Source organism: Telluria sp. RB2R28 (assembly GCF_059685835.1).
Window position 1 is genome coordinate 71,873 of the sequence record NZ_JCASIK010000010.1, and the last position, 18,825, is coordinate 90,697.

General features: G+C 65.1%; 11 protein-coding genes. 7 read left to right on the forward strand and 4 right to left on the reverse strand.

Annotation, left to right across the window (positions count from 1 at the left end; genetic code table 11):
* Positions 1 to 24: 24 nt before the first annotated feature.
* Positions 25 to 2,859 (reverse strand): M16 family metallopeptidase, encoded by a 2,835-nt coding sequence (locus tag AC56LV_RS24075; RefSeq protein ID WP_499561433.1) that lies wholly within the window; start codon positions 2,857 to 2,859, stop codon positions 25 to 27.
* A 165-nt stretch (positions 2,860 to 3,024) separates the two neighbouring features.
* Positions 3,025 to 3,507, reverse strand: a complete 483-nt coding sequence (locus AC56LV_RS24080) for a CinA family protein (RefSeq protein WP_499561435.1) — start codon at positions 3,505 to 3,507, stop codon at positions 3,025 to 3,027.
* A gap of 400 nt (positions 3,508 to 3,907) precedes the next feature.
* On the opposite strand from AC56LV_RS24080, the gene AC56LV_RS24085 reads away from it, so the two are divergent.
* Together AC56LV_RS24085 and AC56LV_RS24090 are read left to right on the forward strand one after the other, a co-directional pair.
* A complete protein-coding gene (locus AC56LV_RS24085) occupies positions 3,908 to 5,944 on the forward strand; it encodes a sensor histidine kinase, YfiR-like protein-associated (protein ID WP_499561437.1) in 2,037 nt (678 codons plus the stop codon).
* On the forward strand, positions 5,941 to 8,568 hold the full coding sequence (locus tag AC56LV_RS24090; protein WP_499561439.1) for an EAL domain-containing protein: 2,628 nt from the start codon (positions 5,941 to 5,943) through the stop codon (positions 8,566 to 8,568). Before AC56LV_RS24085 ends, AC56LV_RS24090 begins: the two co-directional genes overlap by 4 nt.
* On the opposite strand, the gene AC56LV_RS24095 is transcribed toward AC56LV_RS24090, so the two are convergent.
* Together AC56LV_RS24095 and thiL are read right to left on the reverse strand one after the other, a co-directional pair.
* Positions 8,558 to 10,291, reverse strand: a complete 1,734-nt coding sequence (locus AC56LV_RS24095; protein WP_499561441.1) for a hypothetical protein — start codon at positions 10,289 to 10,291, stop codon at positions 8,558 to 8,560. The two genes, AC56LV_RS24090 and AC56LV_RS24095, sit on opposite strands and share 11 nt — an antisense overlap.
* 118 nt (positions 10,292 to 10,409) lie before the next feature.
* Positions 10,410 to 11,378 (reverse strand): thiamine-phosphate kinase, encoded by a 969-nt coding sequence (thiL, locus tag AC56LV_RS24100; protein ID WP_499561443.1) that lies wholly within the window; start codon positions 11,376 to 11,378, stop codon positions 10,410 to 10,412.
* Between the two features lie 148 nt (positions 11,379 to 11,526).
* Between thiL and AC56LV_RS24105 the strand changes: the two genes are divergently transcribed.
* The 5 genes from AC56LV_RS24105 to AC56LV_RS24125 all read left to right on the forward strand — a co-directional run bounded on the left by AC56LV_RS24105 (position 11,527) and on the right by AC56LV_RS24125 (position 18,438).
* Positions 11,527 to 13,839 (forward strand): NADP-dependent malic enzyme, encoded by a 2,313-nt coding sequence (locus tag AC56LV_RS24105; RefSeq protein WP_499561444.1) that lies wholly within the window; start codon positions 11,527 to 11,529, stop codon positions 13,837 to 13,839.
* A gap of 300 nt (positions 13,840 to 14,139) precedes the next feature.
* Positions 14,140 to 15,180 (forward strand): GDP-mannose 4,6-dehydratase, encoded by a 1,041-nt coding sequence (gene gmd, locus AC56LV_RS24110; RefSeq protein ID WP_499561446.1) that lies wholly within the window; start codon positions 14,140 to 14,142, stop codon positions 15,178 to 15,180.
* A 1-nt stretch (position 15,181) separates the two neighbouring features.
* Entirely contained in the window at positions 15,182 to 16,111 is a 930-nt protein-coding gene (locus AC56LV_RS24115) for an NAD-dependent epimerase/dehydratase family protein (protein WP_499561448.1), read from the forward strand.
* Entirely contained in the window at positions 16,108 to 17,247 is a 1,140-nt protein-coding gene (locus AC56LV_RS24120) for a glycosyltransferase family 4 protein (protein WP_499561450.1), read from the forward strand. The genes AC56LV_RS24115 and AC56LV_RS24120 overlap by 4 nt, the downstream gene beginning before the upstream one ends.
* 12 nt (positions 17,248 to 17,259) lie before the next feature.
* Positions 17,260 to 18,438 (forward strand): glycosyltransferase family 4 protein, encoded by a 1,179-nt coding sequence (locus AC56LV_RS24125; RefSeq protein ID WP_499561452.1) that lies wholly within the window; start codon positions 17,260 to 17,262, stop codon positions 18,436 to 18,438.
* The last annotated feature ends 387 nt before the right edge of the window (positions 18,439 to 18,825 follow it).

Consider the following 18,825-nt stretch of genomic DNA (forward strand, 5'->3'; position numbering starts at 1 on the left):
TGCACGGTGTGGCGCAATACCGGTTCAGTGACGAGGTTTGTTGCTCACCTGCCCATCGTCATCCCGAATCTCCGGCTGCCCCAGCCCCAGCTTCTGCAACTGCGGCAGGATCTTGCGCCGTTCGCCCACCGCGACCACGATCATTCGGTCCGGATCGAGCCAGCGGCGAGCCACTGCCTGCACGTCGTCGACGCCGACATTGGCCAGGTGCGCGGCCAGGCTGTCGTAGTAATCGGGCGGCAGGCCATAGACGAACAACTCCGTCAGGCTCGCGCCGATGTCGGCATTCGTCTCGAACTGCCCCGGCAGCGACAGCAGTTGCGCATTGCGCGCCGCTGTCAGCTCGTCGCTGGAGATCGGCTGCTCGCGCAGCAGCGCGACTTCGCGCAGGATTTCGCGCACCGCTTCGCCGGTCGCATCCTGCTGCACGCTGGCTTCCACCGAAAACGGCGCCGGCTGGCGGTCGTAGTCGAAGTGCGAATGGATGCCGTAGGTCAGGCCGCGCGTCTCGCGCAGATTGTTGTTGAGCCGGCTCGAGAACATTCCGCCCAGCACCCCGTTCATGATTTGCAGGGCCGGGAAATCAGGCGTGTCGCGCGCCGGGCCCATGGTCGCCACCTGCAGCGCCGTCTGGCCGGCGTCGGGCTGGTCGATCAGGACCAGGCGTGCAGCGGTCGGTCTGGCCGGGCCAACCGCAGCCGCTGGTGTCTCGGCCGCCGTCCAGCCGCCGAACTGCGCCTGCGCCAGTGCTTCCAGTTCGGCGCGCGTGATGTCGCCCGTGACCACCAGCGCCGCGTTCGACGGCACGTAATGGCGACGCCAGAAGCCGACGATGTCGTCGCGCGTCGTGCGCCGGATGGCCGGCTCCAGGCCCAGCTGGCCATAGCCTTTCGGGTGGCCGGCCCCAAACAGCGCGCCTGCCGCCGCCAGCGCAGCAACGGTTTCCGGGTCGTCGCGCTGCTGCGTGAGCGCGCCGAGGCGGTCCTGGCGCTGGCGCTCGATCTCGGCGGCAGGGAACGCCGGGCGCTGGACGATGTCGGCGACGATTTCCAGCGCGCGCGCAAAGGTGGACGTCAGGGCCAGCAGCGAGACGGTGGAGACGTCGTCGCTGCTGCCCGTGTCCATGAACGCGCCCAGCTGGGCGATGTCGTCGGCAATGGCCGGCGCGCTGCGCGTGGCCGTCCCTTCTTCCAGCATCTGGGCGGTAAAGCCGGCCAGGCCGGGCAGGTCGGGTGGGTTGGCGGCGCCGCCGCTGCGCACCACGAGCTGGCTCGACACGAGCGGCAGCGCCGGATTGCGGTAGTGGATGACGGTCAGGCCATTGGCCAGCGTGAAGGTCTCGCCGCGCGGCTGCCTGAAGCGCGGCGCCGGGCCGGCCTTGGGCGGCGTCGCACGCCACGCTTCGGCCACGTTGACCGGAGCTACCGGTGTCGGCGCGGCGGCGGTCCGGGCGGCCTTGCCAATGCGCGGATCGTCCACCTTCGGCTTGCCCGGCACGCCCGTGACCACCGCACGTGCCTGCTGCGGCAGCCAGGTCTGCACCGCGCGCTGAACAGCGGCGGCGTCGATGCGGCGCAGGCGTGCCAGGTCCTTGTCCAGGTAGCCCGGGTCGCCCGTGTACAGGTTGTAGTGATTGAGCTGCTCGGCCAGGCCATCGCCGCCCAGCTTTTCCAGCGACGCCAGCAGCGATGTTTCCAGGCTGTTGCGCGCGCGTTCGACCTCGCGCGCCGTCGGGCCTTCGGTGCGCAGCAGGGCCAGTTCGGCATCGATCGCCGCTTCGATCTCTTGCGGCGTGTGGCCGGCGCGCGCCGTCACGTCGATGACGAAGGTCGAGGCCAGGCCCAGCGAGCCTTGCGAGGCCGAGACATCCTGCGCGATCTGGCGTTCGTAGACGAGCGACTTGTACAGGCGGCTCGATTTGCCGCCGCCCAGAATCGTGGCCGCCACCATCAGTTCGGCGTCGCCTGGTTGATACGCGGGCGGCGTGAGCCAGCCCATGAACACGCGCGGCAGCTCGACGCGGTCGCGCACGACGGCGCGGCGTTCCGCCGTGATCGGGGGCGTGACCACGTGCGGGCGCACCACGTCCGGCCCACGGCGCAGGCCGCCGAAGTAGCGCGTGACCAGGTCACGCACGCTCTGCTTGTCGATGTCGCCGGCGATCACCAGGCTGGCATTGTTGGGGCCATAGTATTGGGTGAAGAAGGCGCGCACGTCTTCCAGGCGCGCGCTCTGGATGTCGGCGTGCGAACCGATGATCGAGGCCGCGTACGGGTGTCCCTGCGGGAACAGCGTGCGCGCCAGCGCTTCCTCGACGATGCCGTACGGCTCGCCCTCGACGGTCTGGCGCCGCTCGTTGCGCACCACGTCCTGCTGGTTGGTCAGCGCCTGCTGGTCGAGCACGTCGAGCAGGTAACCCATGCGGTCGGCGTGCACCCATAGCGCCAGTTCGAGCTGGTTCGACGGCACGGTGTCGTAGTAGCTGGTGCTGTCGTAACCCGTGCCGCCATTGCTGTCGGTCGCGCCGGCGCCTTCGAGCAGGCGGTCGGCCATGCCGCGCGGGATGTGCGCGGTGGCCGCGAACATCATGTGCTCGAACAGGTGGGCAAAGCCCGTCAGGCCGGGCGCCTCGTTGGCCGGGCCGACGTGGTACCACAGGTTCACGGCCACGATCGGCAGGCGCTTGTCTTCGACCAGGATGACTTGCAGGCCGTTGGGCAGCACCAGCTTGTCAAAGGCGATCGCCGGCACGGGCGCCGACGCCGATGACGATGCAGGGGCGGGGGGCTGCGCCTGGGCCGGGCCGGAGGCCGGCGCAGCGGCCAGCATCAGCGGGACCATCAGGGTAGGAATATTCAAGCATTCTCCAGATAATTCATTGGCAACGACGCCGGTGTCGGCCAGGCGACGCCCCGGCCAGCCGGCAGGGCGGGGGGCTGCAGGACACCGTCGAACTGGCCTCGCACAACACGCTATTATCGCGGATACGCAGCAAAGGCGTGGGCCGGCGCCGCCATTGCCCGGCTATTCGACGAAGCGCAGCAGCCCACGCAGCGCATGCGCCACGGCCTGCGCGCGCACGGCCTGGCGGTCGCCCTGGAACACCAGGCGCTCGGTCTGCACGCGGTCGCCCTGCGCCCAGCCGAAGCACACGGTGCCGATCGGCTTGCCGGGCACGGCGCCGGTCGGGCCGGCGATGCCGGTGGTCGAGACGGCCACATCGGCGCTGCTGTTGGCGACGGCGCCTGTGGCCATGGCGGCGGCCACTTCTTCGCTGACAGCGCCGAATTGCGCGATGACGGCGTCGGACACGTCGAGCATGTCGTTCTTGGCCGTGTTCGAATAGGTGACAAAACCGCAATCGAACCAGTCGCCCGAGCCGGGAATATCGGTGAGTGCCTGCGCGATGCCGCCGCCGGTACAGGATTCGGCCGTGGCCAGCATCATTTTTTTGGCGCCAAGCGTCTGGCTGACCTGATTTGCAAGATCGGTAAGTTCATGCGTCACGTGCGTCTCCTTGTGCAGTCGGCGGACGGGCTGTCCGGGTGATTCCATTCTAGCGCGCAGTGCGCCGGTACGGCATGCTGGCTGCAGAGCAGCGACGGGTTGGATGTTGCCATGCGTAAAGATGCTATGCTCTCGGCATGGACGCATCGTATGCAAAGTCATCGTCGAACCCTGACAGATGTTCCGTGCGACATGCGGCTTGGCCGGACTGCTATGCTGGAAAGCAGCTGGCCTCTGTGGCTGGATGCCTCTTTTTTGTTTTACGTAGATCTTACAATGCCGTACGGACGCATCGCATGTGGCCAGCCAGGGTTGGCCCGATCGTGAAGTCGCCAGCCCAACCGGGTCAGCGCCCCGCGCACACGCGTAGCCGTTTCGTGAAACGGTTCGTGGAGGAAGCATGAGCCGCCAGCGCTCGATTCGCAAGAAGCTGGTAGCGATGGTGATGACGACCACACTGGTCGCACTGCTGGTCTCGATCGCCCTGGTGGTGGCCTACGACCTGCGCAGCTATCACCACACGCTTGTCAATGACCTGTCGACCGACGCCGAACTGGTCGGCCACATGACGTCTGCCGCACTCACGTTCGACGACCCGCGCCTTGCCAACGAAGACCTGCTGCTACTGCGGGCTAGTCCCCTGGTGCGCGGCGCCGCCATCTACGATGCGCGTGGCCAGCTGTTCGCGTCGTATTCGGCCGCCGGTGAAAAGCAGCCCGTGCCCGAGCGGCTCGACCAGATCGACGAAAGCGGCAACGGCATCATGGTCGTCAGCCAGCCGATCGTCGAAAATGGCGAGACGGTCGGCACCGTCGTGATGCGCGCCGAGAACCGCATACTCGCGCGCTTCATCGATTACCTTGCCATCGCCGTTGGCGTGACCCTGATCGCGATGGCGATCGCCTACCTGATGATGCGACGCTTCGGACGCGTGCTCACGTCGCCGATCATCGCGATCACCGAGGTGGCGCGCGACGTGGTGGCCACGCGCGACTATTCGCGCCGCGCACCGCGCATCGGCGACGACGAGGCGGCCGAGCTGGCCGATTCGTTCAATGCCATGCTCACCGAAATCGAAGGCCGCACGCGCGAGCTCGAAGACTCGCACAACGCCACACTGCGCTCGGCCACCGAACGCTCGCACGCCCAGCAAGAGGTGATGCGCCTGAACGAGCAGCTCGAGCAGCGCGTCGATGAGCGCACGCTGCAGCTGGCGCTGGCCAACGCCGAACTGGCCAACGCCAACGAAGAAGCGCGCAGCGCCAACCAGGCCAAGTCGGCCTTCCTGTCATCGATGAGCCACGAGCTGCGCACGCCGCTCAATGCGATCCTGGGCTTTGCCCAGATCCTCACTTCCAACACGCTGCCGTCGACGCTCGAGCAAAAGAAGGAATTTGCCAACCACATCCTCAAGTCGGGCCGTCACCTGCTCACGCTGATCAACGAGATCCTCGACCTGGCCAAGGTCGAATCGGGCACCATCACGCTGTCGATGGAGCCGGTCGCGCTGGCCGACATCCTGCTCGAGTGCCGCACAATGATCGAGCCGATCGCCGCCACGCGCAAGGTGCGGGTGCTGTTCCCGGATGTCGACGGCGCCGTGGTCATGGCCGACCGCACGCGCCTGAAGCAAGTGATGCTCAACCTGCTGTCGAACGCCGTCAAGTACAACCGCGATGAGGGCGCCGTGGTGCTCACGTGCGACCAGACCACGCCCACGCGCATGCGCCTGTCGATCCAGGACACCGGTAACGGGCTCAATCCCGAGCAGGTCGCGAGCCTGTTCCAGCCGTTCAACCGGCTGGGCCAGGAGTCGGGTGCCCAGGAAGGTACCGGTATCGGCCTGGTGGTGACCAAACGCCTGGTGGAGCTGATGGGCGGCGAGATCGGCGTGACCAGCAGCCCGGGCGTGGGCAGCGTGTTCTGGATCGAGCTGGCCAGCACCGCGCCGCGCACGTCCAGCCTGGCCGAACGCGCCGCACCCGCCGGCAGTGGGTCCACGGCATCCGCTTCCGAATCCGACATCGCGCCGCGCCTGCTGCTGTACGTCGAGGACAATCCGGCCAACCTGCGCCTGGTCGAAGAGATCGTGGCGTTCCGGCGCGACCTGCGCCTGCTGTCGGCGCACGACGGCCACCTGGGCCTGCAACTGGCGCGGGCGCACCGTCCCGACATCATCCTCATGGACCTGAACCTGCCCGGCATGAGCGGCTTCGAGGTGCTGCGCCAGCTGGGTGCGGACCCGGAAACCGCGGACATCCCGGTGATTGCGCTGACCGCCAACGCCATGCCGCGCGATATCGAGCGCGGCGTGGCTGCGGGCTTCCACCGCTACCTGACCAAGCCGATCGACATCGAGAAATTCACTGAAGCGATCAACAGCACCCTGGCCGAAGGGCCAGACCTGGCCGCGTCAGGCGAAAGGAACCACCCATGATTTCCCTGTCCGACATCAGACGGGCCCGCATCCTGGTCGTCGATGACGAACCGGTCAACGTGCAACTGCTCGAGTATCTGCTGAAGACCACCGGCTACGAAAACGTCACCTCGACGTTCGATCCGCGCCAGGTCGTGGCCTTGCACCTGAAGCACCGCTTCGACCTGATCATTCTCGACCTGCACATGCCCGGCATGGACGGCTTCGACGTGATGGAGGCATTGAAACCCCTGGAGAGCGATTCGTGGCTGCCGGTGCTGGTGGTGACGGCCGAACCGGACAAGAAACTGGCGGCGCTCGAAGCCGGTGCGCGCGACTTCATTGGCAAGCCGTTCGACACGGTCGAGGTCATGACGCGCATCCGCAACCTGCTCGAGGTGCGCCTGCTGCACCGCGAGTCCCTCGACTACGGCAGTGAACTCGAACGCCAGGTGCGCGAGCGCACCGCCGAACTGGCGCGCTTTCGCGGTGCGATGGACGCCACGCCCGATGCGCTGTTTTTGATCGATACGGCCAATATGGCGATGGTCGATGTGTCCGAAGGCGCCTGCCGCATGCTGGGCTTTTCGCGCGAGGCGCTGCTGCGGATCGACCCGGTGGCGCTGGGCCTGGCCTCGCGCTCGCAGCTCGAACGCCATATCGGCGCGGCCGCGCAGGGCGGGCCGCCCGAGCCCGACATCGTCGAGACCGACCTGCTGCGCGCGGGCGGCGAAGGCTCGGTGCCGGTGGAAATCAGCTGGAAGCTGCAGGATCCGCAAGGACAACGCAACGCCCAGCGCATGCTGATTGCCGTGGCGCGTGACATCAGCGAGCGCCTGCTGGCGCAGGAGCGGCTGCGCCACGCGGCCAGCTACGACGCGCTGACCGGCCTGCCGAACCGCACGCTGTTCTTTGAAAACCTGCGCGGCACGATCGAGCTGGCCCAGGACAAGAACTGGCGCGTGGCGGTGCTGTGCATCACGCTCGACCGCTTCAAGGTGATCAACGATTCGCTCGGCACGGCGCCGGGCGACGAATTGCTGCGCCAGTTCAGCACGCGCCTGGTGCGCTGCGTGAAGGTACGCGATTCGGTCGGGCGCCTGGGCGGCGATGAATTCGCGTTGATCCTGACGATGCCGCGCGAGCAGCAGGACGCCGTGAACATGGCCAACGAAGTGCGCGAATCGCTGCGGCTGCCGTTCGACCTGCACGGCCAGCAGGCCGCGCTCACGGCCAGCATCGGCATCGCGATGTACCCGGACGACACGATCGACCCGGGCACGCTCGTCAAGTACGCCGACACGGCGATGGTGCGGGCCAAGGAAGCAGGGCGCGACGGCTACCGCTTCTTCACCGCCGGCATGAACGTGCAGGTGCTGGCGCGCCTGGATCTCGAACTGGCGCTGCGCGGCGCACTGGCGGACAACCAGTTCGTGCTGCATTACCAGCCCAAGATGGAACTCAATACCGGCCGCATCGCCGGCAGCGAAGCGCTGCTGCGCTGGAACCGGCCCGGCTATGGCCTCGTGTATCCGGCCGAATTCGTGCCTGTGATGGAAGAGAAGGGCCTGGTCGTGCGCGTGGGCGACTGGATCATCAACGAAGCCTGCCGCCAGATCGCGGCCTGGAACGCGGATGGTGTGCGCGACGTGCGGGTGGCGGTGAACGTCTCGAGCCGCCAGTTCGTTGAGGGCGACCTCGAAGAGGTGGTGCGCAATGCCCTCGAACGCCACGGCATCGAGGCGGGCCTGCTCGAACTGGAGCTGACCGAAAGCGCGCTGATGCAAAGTGCCGAGCGCACCACCGAGGTGCTCACGCGCCTGAAGGCGCTGGGAATCCGCATCGCGATCGACGACTTCGGCACGGGCTACTCGAGCCTGGCCTACCTGAAGCGTTTTCCGATCGACAAACTGAAAATCGATATCGCGTTCGTGCGCGACATCGTCACCAACCCGGACGACGCGGCGATCGCGCTGGCCATCATCAGCATGGCGCACAGCCTGCACATGCAGGTGGTCGCCGAAGGCGTCGAGACGCGCGCCCAGATGGCCTACCTGCGGCGCAACCGCTGCGACGAAATCCAGGGTTTCTATTTTTCACGCGCGCTGCCGGCGGCCCAGCTGGCCACGCTCGTGGTGTCGAACCGTGCCAGTCCCGACCAGCTGCCGGAGGTGGTCGACAATGTGCAGACGCTGCTCATCGTCGACGACGATGCGAACGTGCTGGCCGCGCTGCACCGGTTGTTCCGGCGCGATGGCTACCGCGTGCTGACCGCAGGCTCGCCCGCCGAAGGCTTCGAACTGCTGGCGCTGTACCACGTGCACGTGATCCTGTGCGACCAGCGCATGCCGGTGATGAGCGGGACCGAGTTCCTCAGCAAGGTCAAGGAAATGTATCCGGACACGATCCGCATCATCCTGTCGGGCGACACGGGCGTGGAGGCGGTGCTCGATTCCATCAACCGGGGCGCGATCTACCGCTTCTACACCAAGCCCTGGGACGACATGGAACTGCGCGACAATATCCGGCTGGCGTTTCGCCATTACTGGATGACGCACGGGCCGTATGACGACCGCAAGGCGCCGCGTGAGGGCGAGGGGCAAGAGGCGGCCCCGCAGGGCCGCCCCGGCAGCATTACGGCTTGACGACGACGACGGGACAGAAGCGGAATGGGAACGGCGTTGTGCCAATCGAAGCGACATAGGTCTTGCAGGCGCTGTCATTGATGGCCAGTCCATAGGGCGCCAGACTGGTCTTCGCGGCCGCCATCGTCACGCGATCCTTTTCCAGCGCATCGGCGATCAGGCGCTCGCGCAATTGGGCAGAGCCGTTCTCGGGTTTGCGTTTGTGCCGCGCGTCGACCCGGGCGGCAACCAGCATCACGTAATGCGGTCCGGGCCTGCCCGCGATGGCGGACTGGATCCGTTCAAGCCAGGCCGGTGACTCGGGAAAGCCGCCGGCCAGCGCGATCACGCGAACATCACGCGGGAAGAACGTGGCCAGCCAGCCCATCGGTGGGTCACCATGGGCAGTGAAGACGATCGTGTCGGCCGGCCGCGCCAGTGGCGGCACCTGGGCGCTGATATTCGGCGATGCCCAGCGAGCGTGACCCCACGAGTTGAACGGGAATGCTACGAGCGTGGTGGCCGCCAGCAGCCAGCCGCCGATCCGTGCAGCATGGACGGGGGGAGCCATGCGTTCGACCAGAATCCAGACCATCAGTGGTGCGAGCAATTCGAGCGGCACCAGATAGCGGTAGATTCCAAACAGCTTCATCCACAGCAGATAGGCGACCAGGCCGAACACCATGAGAAAACATGCACGTGGCGACAGGGAAGACGGCGCCGCACGGTTGCGCATTTTCTGCGCGATCCACAGCACCACGAACAGCAGCGCAAGCACGTACAGTACCGGCAGGACGGCCAGCGTAAGCCGAATTTCCGACACCCGCACGGTCTGGACCATGAATACCAGTGGCCAGGCCAGTGCTTCGAGCACATTCTGCGGCATGTGGTGGTTGTCGATCACCCCGAGTTGCTGTGCCATCGGGCTGCGGAAAATATTATTAAATTGCGGGAACAGCGGATTGCCGAAGCGTTCCCACATCGTCATCCACCAGTAGCCTGCCGCCATCAAAATGCCGACAGCCACCGCGCAGCCCTGGGTGAAGGCCAGGGCCAGGCGCACGCCCCACGACGCCGGCACCGTCAGCAAAGCAACACACAGGGCCACCGCGTAAGGCGCGTTGGTCAGTTTCAGACCGGTGCCCAGGCCCATCGCCAGCCCGGACAACAGCATCAGCGCGAACACGTGGCCGGAGGCGGTGTGCAGGGCGTTCCAGCCGCGCAGCACCAGGTACAGCGCACCGAGCACCAGCAGCGCGGTCAGGTTGTCGCCCATGGTATTGCCCAGTTGCGACAGGAAGCCGGCGCCGCACACGCCGGCAGCGGCCAGCAGGATGGGCAGGCGCGCGCCGTGGCTGCGCTCGCCCAGCAACTGGCGCGCGATGGCCAGCAGCAGCACGAAGTTCAAGCCATGAACAAAGCCCATCAGGAAGCCGACCAGCGGGCCGGGCAGCGAAATGGTCAGCAAATAATAGGGAACGTCGATCAGCGGATTGAAGTAGCTTTGCCACTGGCCCGGCGCCATGTCGAGGTCGAGCCGGCTGTTGAGCAGGGCGTAGGCATTATACCAATGGTAGTTCCTCAGGTCCCAATTGTCGTCCTGGCCGAGAGCGATTGACAACAAGCCATACAGCACAGGCACCAGCCAGACGGCAATGCCGGGCGCGCGGGGATGCGCCAGCATGGCGCTGTAGCGCCGGGAGCGCGTTTTCAAACCAGCAAGAACATTCTGCACAAAACTCATTTGGCGCTTTTCCAGGTAAGGCGGTTAACCGGTTGGATGCTCATGAAGGAGACGGTTTCAACATTGCAAAAACCGTTAATTATAGCTTTTTTGCAACTTCATTCATGCGTATTCTGGCTCAGCCAACCTTGAAATGGTCCCAGCCGCCCACGCCAAGTTCCAGTGGCGCGCCGTTGCCATCGACGAGGCGCAAGCCTGGCGCGGCGTCGATGCTGCCGACCCGGGTCACCGGTGTTTCGGCCTGCGCCCCAGCCGCCAGCACGGCCTCGCGCGCGGCGCGCGGCGCGGTAAAGCACAACTCGTAATCGTCGCCACCGGCTGCCGTGAAGCGCCGCCGCAATGCCGGCGCCTGCTGCGCCAGCACGGGACCGGCCGGCAGCGCATCGACGTCGAGTGTCGCGCCCACCCGCGAAGCTTGCAGGATGTGGCCAAGGTCGCCCACCAGCCCGTCCGAAATATCCAGCGCTGCATGGGCGACCGGCAGGCTGGCCAGCGCCAGGCCGAGGGCCACGCGCGGCGTCGGCAGGTGCATGCGCGTGGCCGCCTGTGCGTGCAATGCCGGGTCGAGTTCGAGCTCGTTCCAGTACCCCGCCAGCGCCAGCCGGGCGTCGCCCAGCGTGCCCGAGATCCAGATATCGTCGCCCACCTGCGCCGCATCGCGCCGCAGCGCGTGGCCGGGCGCAAGTTCGCCGAACACGGTGATGCAGATGTTCAGCGGACCCTTGGTCGTGTCGCCGCCAATCAGCTCGCACCCGTGCACGTCGGCCAGTGCGAACAGGCCTTGCGAGAAACCGGCGAGCCAGTCCGGGTTGGCTTCGGGCAGTGCCAGCGCCAGCGTGAACGCGACGGGACGCGCGCCCATGGCGGCCAGGTCGGACAGGTTCACGGCCAGCGCCTTGTGGCCCAGCATGCGCGGGTCGGCGCCGGCAAAGAAGTGGCGGTCCTCGACCAGCATGTCGGACGAGATGGCAAGCTGGCGGCCCGGCGTGATGGCGAGCAGGGCGCAGTCGTCGCCGATACCGAGGGGTGCGCGGCCAGGCTGGTCGCGCTTGAAGTAGCGCTTGATGAGGTCGAATTCGGAGAGCATGGCGGCGATTGTACCGTGGCGCCAATGGCCAGCCAGCCCGGGCGATTTGCTGCAACCGCACATAATCATGTTGAAAATACGTAGTCGTTGCCAAGACCCTCTCTGATAGAATCGAAAGCCCCGTTTCGCACCAGGAAGGCCTTTCAGCATGGATTCGTCATCTGACAAAAAAGAAGAATTGCGTCAGCAATTGCGCCAAGCAGCGCTCGAATATCACCAGTTCCCACGTCCCGGCAAGATCAGCGTCACGCCCACCAAGGGCCTGCTGAACCAGCGCGACCTGGCGCTGGCGTACTCGCCGGGCGTCGCGGCGCCATGCGAAGAAATCGTCAAGGATCCCGCCAACGCCTACAAGTACACGGCGCGCGGCAACCTGGTGGCAGTCATCACCAACGGCACCGCCGTGCTGGGCCTGGGCAATATCGGCCCATTGGCTTCCAAGCCGGTGATGGAAGGCAAGGGCGTGCTGTTCAAGAAGTTCGCCGCGATCGATGTGTTCGACATCGAGATCAACGAAACCGATCCCGACAAGCTGGTCGACATCATCGCCTCGCTCGAGCCGACCTTTGGCGGCGTGAACCTCGAAGACATCAAGGCGCCCGAGTGCTTCTACATCGAGCGCAAGCTGCGCGAGCGCATGAAGATCCCGGTCTTCCACGATGACCAGCACGGCACGGCGATCATCGTTGGCGCCGCGATCATGAATGGCCTGAAAGTCGTGGGCAAGGACATCACGTCGTGCAAACTGGTGGTGTCCGGCGCCGGTGCGGCCGCGCTGGCCTGCCTCGACCTGATCGTCGACCTGGGCTTCCCGATCGAAAACATCTATGTCACCGATCTGGCCGGCGTGGTCTACAAGGGCCGCGTCGAACTGATGGACCCGGACAAGGAACGCTTTGCCCAGGACACGCCGCACCGCAGTCTGGCCGAAGTCATCCCGGGCGCCGACATCTTCCTGGGCCTGTCCGCTGGTGGCGTGCTCAAGAAAGAAATGGTCGCGTCGATGGGCCCGAGCCCGCTGATCCTGGCGCTGGCCAACCCGAACCCCGAGATCCTGCCCGAAGACGTGAAGGCCGTGCGCAGCGATGCGATCATCGCCACCGGCCGTTCGGATTATCCGAACCAGGTCAACAACGTGCTGTGCTTCCCGTACATGTTCCGCGGCGCGCTCGATTGCGGCGCGACGACGATCACGCGCGAAATGGAAATTGCCGTGGTCCACGCGATTGCCGATCTGGCGCACGCCGAGCAGTCGGACATCGTGGCGTCGGCCTATGGCATTTCGAACCTGTCGTTCGGTCCGGAATACTTGATCCCGATGCCGTTCGACCCGCGCCTGTTGACCCACATCGCGCCGGCCGTGGCCAAGGCCGCGATGGACGGCGGCGTTGCGGCCCGCCCGATCGAGGACCTGGCGGCTTACGCCGAGAACCTGCAGCAGTTCGTGTACCGCAGCGGCACCTTCATGAAGCCGCTGTTTACGATTGCCAAGAGCGCGCCGGATGAGCTCAAGCGCATCGTCTACGCCGAAGGCGAAGAAGAGCGCGTGCTGCGCGCCGTGCAGGTGGTGGTCGACGAAAAACTGGCGCGCCCGATCCTGGTCGGCCGCCCGGCCGTGCTGGAGCAGCGCATCGAGAAATTCGGCCTGCGCCTGAAACTCGGCGTGCACTTCGATGTCATCAATCCCGATTTCGACGAGCGTTACCGCGATTACTGGCAGAGCTATCACCAGATGGTGATGCGCAAGGGCGTCACGCAGGACCTGGCCAAGCTGGCCATGCGCCGCCGCCACACGCTGATCGGCGCGATGATGATCCACAAGGGCGAAGCCGACGGCATGATCTGCGGCACCTACGGCACCACCCAGATGCACCTGGAATTCGTCGACCAGGTGCTGGGCAAGCGCGCCGGCGCCAAGGTGTATGCGGCGATGAACTTCGTCATCACGCCGGAGCGCCAACTGGCGATGGTCGATACCCACGTCAACGAAAACCCGAACGCCGAGCAACTGGCCGAGATCACGGTGATGGCGGCCGAAGAGATGGAACGCTTCGGCATCGTCCCGCGCGCAGCCTTGCTGTCGCACTCGAACTTCGGCAGCGCCAATTCGGAATCGGCGCAAAAGATGCGTGCTGCGCTGGCCCTCGTGCAGCAAAAGAAGCCCGACCTCGAAATCGATGGCGAGATGCATGGCGACACGGCGCTCGACGCCAGGATGCGCGCCAAGATCATGCCGAATTCGCCGCTCAAGGGCGATGCGAACCTGCTCGTGATGCCGAATATCGACGCCGCGAACATCGCCTACAACCTGGTCAAGACGGCGGCCGGCAACGGCATCGCCATCGGCCCGGTCCTGCTGGGCTGCGCGCGGCCGGTGCACATCCTGACCCCGTCAGCGACCGTGCGCCGCATCGTCAACATGACGGCGCTGGCTGTCGTCGAGGCCGTGTCGCCGCGCTGAGGATGATGGGAACGCGTGGATGGCAGTGCCGTCCACGCGTCGCGGTTGACACACTTTGTCGCGGGCTGTCACCGCTTTGTCGCGTGTTTGTCGCCCCACCGGGACACACGTAACAAACCGTAAGCGCCCAGTTTGCCGCGTCATTTTCGCGTCATAATTATCCGGATAAGCGTTGTCTGAATTGCACGAAACTCCGGATCGCGAGCCAGTCTGGCGACCTCCTCTGTTACAATCTTCGTTTGGCCGGGCGCCTTTTTCATCACACTGCGCCTGCAAGACCAATTTCAAATCATCCATCTTATGCATAACAAACGAGCCCTCATCACCGGCATCACCGGCCAGGACGGCGCCTATCTGGCGCAACTGCTTCTCGAAAAAGGCTACCACGTCACCGGCACCTATCGCCGTTCGAGCTCGGTCAATTTCTGGCGCATGGATGAGCTCGGCGTTACCACGCATCCGAACCTGTCGCTGGTCGAATACGACCTGACCGACCTGGCCTCGAGCATCCGCTTGCTCGAAACCGCGCAGCCGGGCGAGGTCTATAACCTGGCCGCGCAGAGCTTCGTCGGCGTGTCGTTCGACCAGCCGCTGGCCACCGCATCGATTACCGGCCTGGGCGCAGTCCACCTGCTCGAGGCGATCCGCATCGTCAACCCGAAGATCCGCTTCTACCAGGCGTCGACGTCGGAAATGTTCGGCAAGGTGCAGGCGATCCCGCAAATCGAAGAAACCCCGTTCTACCCGCGCAGCCCGTACGGTGTGGCCAAGCTGTACGCGCACTGGATGACGATCAACTACCGCGAGTCGTATGACATCTTCGGTTCGTCGGGCATCCTGTTCAACCACGAGTCGCCACTGCGCGGCCGTGAGTTCGTCACGCGCAAGATCACCGATACCGTCGCCAAGATCAAGCTGGGCAAGCAAGACGTGCTCGAGCTGGGCAATATGGACGCCAAGCGCGACTGGGGTTTTGCCAAGGAATACGTCGAAGGCATGTGGCGCATGCTGCAGGCCGACAAGCCTGACACCTATGTGCTGGCAACCAACCGCACCGAGACCGTGCGCGATTTCGTCAACATGGCCTTCAAGGCGGTCGACGTGACGCTCGACTGGAGCGGCAGCGGCGACAACGAAGTGGCCCATTGCACCGCCAGCGGCAAGCAACTGGTGCGCGTCTCGCCGAAGTTCTATCGTCCGGCCGAAGTCGAGCTGCTCATTGGCGATCCGGCCAAGGCCAGACGCGAGCTGGGTTGGGAACCGAAGACCACGCTCGAAGAGCTGTGCCAGATGATGGTCGATGCCGACCTGCGTCGCAACGAACTGGGCTTCTCGTTCTGATATGACGCGCCTGGCCACGGACGACACCCTGCTGCGTGAAGGGGAAGGGCGGCGCGCCCTGATCACGGGCCTGCGCGGCTTTACCGGGTTCTACCTGGCGCAGGAACTGACGGCCGCCGGCTACCGCGTGTTCGGCACCGTGATGCCGGGCGAAGAGGTCGGCCCCGACATGGTCGCGGTGGATCTGTGCGACCGCGATGCGGTCGCTGCCATGGTGGCCGAGGTGCAGCCCGATGTCGTGGCGCATCTGGCTGGTATCGCGTTTGTCGGCCACGCCAACGTCGAAGCGATTTACCGCGTCAACGTGGTGGGCACGCGCAATCTGCTCGAGGCGCTTGCTGTCGGCAGTCATCGGCCAACCAGCGTGCTGCTGGCGTCGTCGGCCAACATCTATGGCAATGCCAGCGTGCCTGTCATCGATGAAGACGTGACGCCTTCACCGGCCAACGATTACGCGGTGAGCAAGCTGGCCATGGAATACATGGCGCGCCTGTGGATGGACAAATTGCCGATCACGATCGTGCGGCCGTTCAACTACACCGGCGTGGGGCAGGCGGACAATTTCCTGCTGCCGAAAATCGTTTCGCATTTCCGCCGCAACGAGGCGCGCATCGAACTGGGCAATCTCGCGATCGCGCGCGATTTCTCGGATGTGCGCATGGTGGCGCGTGCCTACCGCCGCATCCTGGCAGCAGCGCCGGCCGGCGAAGCGTTCAACGTCTGCTCGGGGACGCCGCATTCGCTGTCGAACGTCATCGAAATGATGGAGGAGATCGCTGGCTACCGCATCGACGTGCAGGTCAATCCGGCCTTCGTGCGCGCCAACGACGTGCTGCAACTGACTGGCAGCAACCGCAAGCTGACTGCCGTGGTGGGCGACCTGGCCCCGACGCCGCTGTACGAGACCTTGCGCTGGATGTACCTGGCGTGAACGCCGCAGCGATCAACGTCGGCCTCGGGACGACCATGATCGAACCGGGGCTGACGGGCGGACGCCTCGATGGCATCGGTGTCTACACCAATGCACTGCTGCGCCACCTGCCGGCCACCGGCTGCACCGTGACGCCGTGGTCCTGGCCGCGTGCACGCGGTGGTGCTGGCGGCATCAGTGTTGGCCGGGCATTCCCCTATTCATTCGAAGCCGCTACGCTGCTCGACCTGGTGACGCCGGCGGCGCACCGCGTGCATATGCCGCTCGACGTGTTCCATGTGACCGACTATCGCGTGGTGCGCATGGATTGTCCGGTGGTGGCGAGTCTGCACGACGCGCTGCCGATCAAGCACCCGGAGTGGTGCAATCCGCGCTTGCGCGGGCTGAAAAACCAGCTGCAGGCCAGGGCTGCGCGCAAGGCCGACCACGTGATCGCGCTGTCTCACTTTGCCATTCCCGAACTGGTCGAGTGCTTTGGCGTCGACGAACGGCGCGTAACGGTGGTGCCGTGCGGCGTCGACGAAAGCTGGCTGACGCCGCCCGCGCCGGAGGCGACGTTGGCCACGCTGGCGGCCCACAAACTGCAGCCGGGGTATTTTTTGTTTGTAGGTACGCTGCAGCCGCGCAAGAACGTCGAGCGCTTGCTGGCCGCCTGGCTGATGCTGCCGGCGGCCGTGCGCGCCGAGCGCGCGCTCGTGATCGTCGGCGCGCCGGGCAGTCGCAGCGACGCCCTGGTGGCCAGCATGGGAGCGGCGCGCGCGGCGGGCGAAAACCTCGTCTGGCTCGATCGCCTGACCGACCAGGAACAATTGCGCCACCTGTATGCCGGCGCCGGCGTATTCGTCTTTCCTTCGCTGTACGAGGGCTATGGCATCCCGGTGCTTGAAGCGTTTGCGTCGAACGTGCCGGTGGTGGCGTCCAACACGACCTCGCTGCCCGAAGTGGCGGGCGATGCGGCCTTGCTGGTGGATCCGCTGTCGGCGGGCGAACTGGCCGAGGCCATGCGCACGCTGGCACAGGACAGCGTGGCGCGCACGCGCTGTGTCGCCGCCGGGCGTGCACGTGCCGAACAACTGACATGGCAAAACACCGCACGCCTGACGGCAAATGTGTACCGAGCCGTACTTTCGCAGTAAGCTGAGTTGATTATGCGCGTCCTTCATTTTTACAAGACCTACCACCCGGATTCGGTCGGCGGCGTCGAACAGGTGATCCGCCAGATGGCCGTGGGCACCGGGCGCCTTGGCGTGACCAATACCGTGCTGTCGCTGTCGCGCCACCAGAACCTCGCACCGTTCGAGTTCGAAGGCCATATGGTGCACCGGGTCCCGCTCAATGCCGAGATCGCGTCCAACGCCATCTCGGTCCAGTCGATCGGCGCGCTGGCGCGCCTGGCGCGTGAAGCCGACGTCGTGCACTACCACTTCCCGTGGCCGTTCATGGACCTGGCGCATTTCATGGCACGCGTGAACAAGCCGACCGTGGTCACGTACCACTCCGACATCGTGCGCCAGCGCCACTTGCTGCGCCTGTACCAGCCGCTGAAGCACCGCTTCCTGCGCAGCGTCGACGCCATCGTCGCGACCTCGCCCAATTACCTGGGCTCATCCACCGTGCTGGCGCGGTATCCGGGCAAGACCAGCGTGATCCCGTTCGGCCTGGACCGCACCACCTACCCGCAGCCCGATCCCGATCGCCTGGCGCACTGGCGCGAGCGCGTGGGTCCCAAGTTCTTCCTGTTCGTGGGCGTGCTGCGCTACTACAAGGGCCTGCACATCCTGCTCGAAGCGGCGGCCGGCACCGATTACCCGGTCGTCATCGTCGGCGCGGGACCGATCGAGCACGAGCTCAAGGAACAAGCCGCACGCCTGGGCTTAAAAAACGTACTGTTCGTCGGCGCAATCGACGAACCCGATAAAGCCGCGCTGCTGACGCTGTGCTACGCGGTCTCGTTCCCGTCGCACCTGCGCTCGGAAGCATTCGGCATCTCGCTGCTCGAAGGTGCGATGTACGGCAAGCCCATGATCTCGAGCGAGATCGGCACCGGCACCACGTACATCAACATCGATGGCGACACGGGCCTGGTGGTGCCGCCATCGGACGCGCTGGCCTTGCGCGCCGCCATGCGCACGCTATGGGACAACCCCGAACTGGCACGCACGATGGGCCGCCGCGCCGCCGCACGCTTCGAGGAGCTGTTCACCTCCGAGCAAATGGCCGCCAACTACACCGCCCTCTACCACGACCTGATCGCCCGCCGCGCCACCGGCTCAAGCACTGCAACGCTTGAGCAAACGGAAGCAGGTTTGTCTCAGACGAAAGTCTGAGACGACGCATCATCCCGCGATCGGCAACGCTGATCGCATCCCCAATCCCCGCCTGAGTCCGCAGTCACCAACACAAATCCATGCCCAAAAACCCTTGAAAAACAATTAGGGTCAGAGTCGAATTGTTTGACAACTTTGAGGAATTGCCCAATAAATCGACTCTGACCCTCATTAATTTTTGCCAGTTTGGCGTGTAATTTGATGCTCCGAAAAAATTCAATTACTGACGGCATCAGAAACGCCGCGCACCGTCGGAAAAGCCCTAAAAATAATTAGGGTCAGAGTCGAATTGTTTGGCAACTTTGGGTAATTGCCCAACAATTCTACTCTGAGGTATCCCGGGTTTCGTGGACATCCGTAATAGGAGACAATAGTCACCATGGATAA

What these genes read in the sequence shown, in the direction of transcription:
- AC56LV_RS24090 (WP_499561439.1), top strand. Translation starts at nt 5,941, where the DNA reads ATGATTTCCCTGTCCGACATCAGACGGGCCCGCATCCTGGTCGTCGAT.
- AC56LV_RS24115 (WP_499561448.1), top strand. Translation starts at nt 15,182, where the DNA reads ATGACGCGCCTGGCCACGGACGACACCCTGCTGCGTGAAGGGGAAGGG.
- AC56LV_RS24105 (WP_499561444.1), top strand. Translation starts at nt 11,527, where the DNA reads ATGGATTCGTCATCTGACAAAAAAGAAGAATTGCGTCAGCAATTGCGC.
- AC56LV_RS24085 (WP_499561437.1), top strand. Translation starts at nt 3,908, where the DNA reads ATGAGCCGCCAGCGCTCGATTCGCAAGAAGCTGGTAGCGATGGTGATG.
- thiL (WP_499561443.1), bottom strand. Translation starts at nt 11,378, where the DNA reads ATGCTCTCCGAATTCGACCTCATCAAGCGCTACTTCAAGCGCGACCAG.
- AC56LV_RS24125 (WP_499561452.1), top strand. Translation starts at nt 17,260, where the DNA reads ATGCGCGTCCTTCATTTTTACAAGACCTACCACCCGGATTCGGTCGGC.
- gmd (WP_499561446.1), top strand. Translation starts at nt 14,140, where the DNA reads ATGCATAACAAACGAGCCCTCATCACCGGCATCACCGGCCAGGACGGC.
- AC56LV_RS24095 (WP_499561441.1), bottom strand. Translation starts at nt 10,291, where the DNA reads ATGAGTTTTGTGCAGAATGTTCTTGCTGGTTTGAAAACGCGCTCCCGG.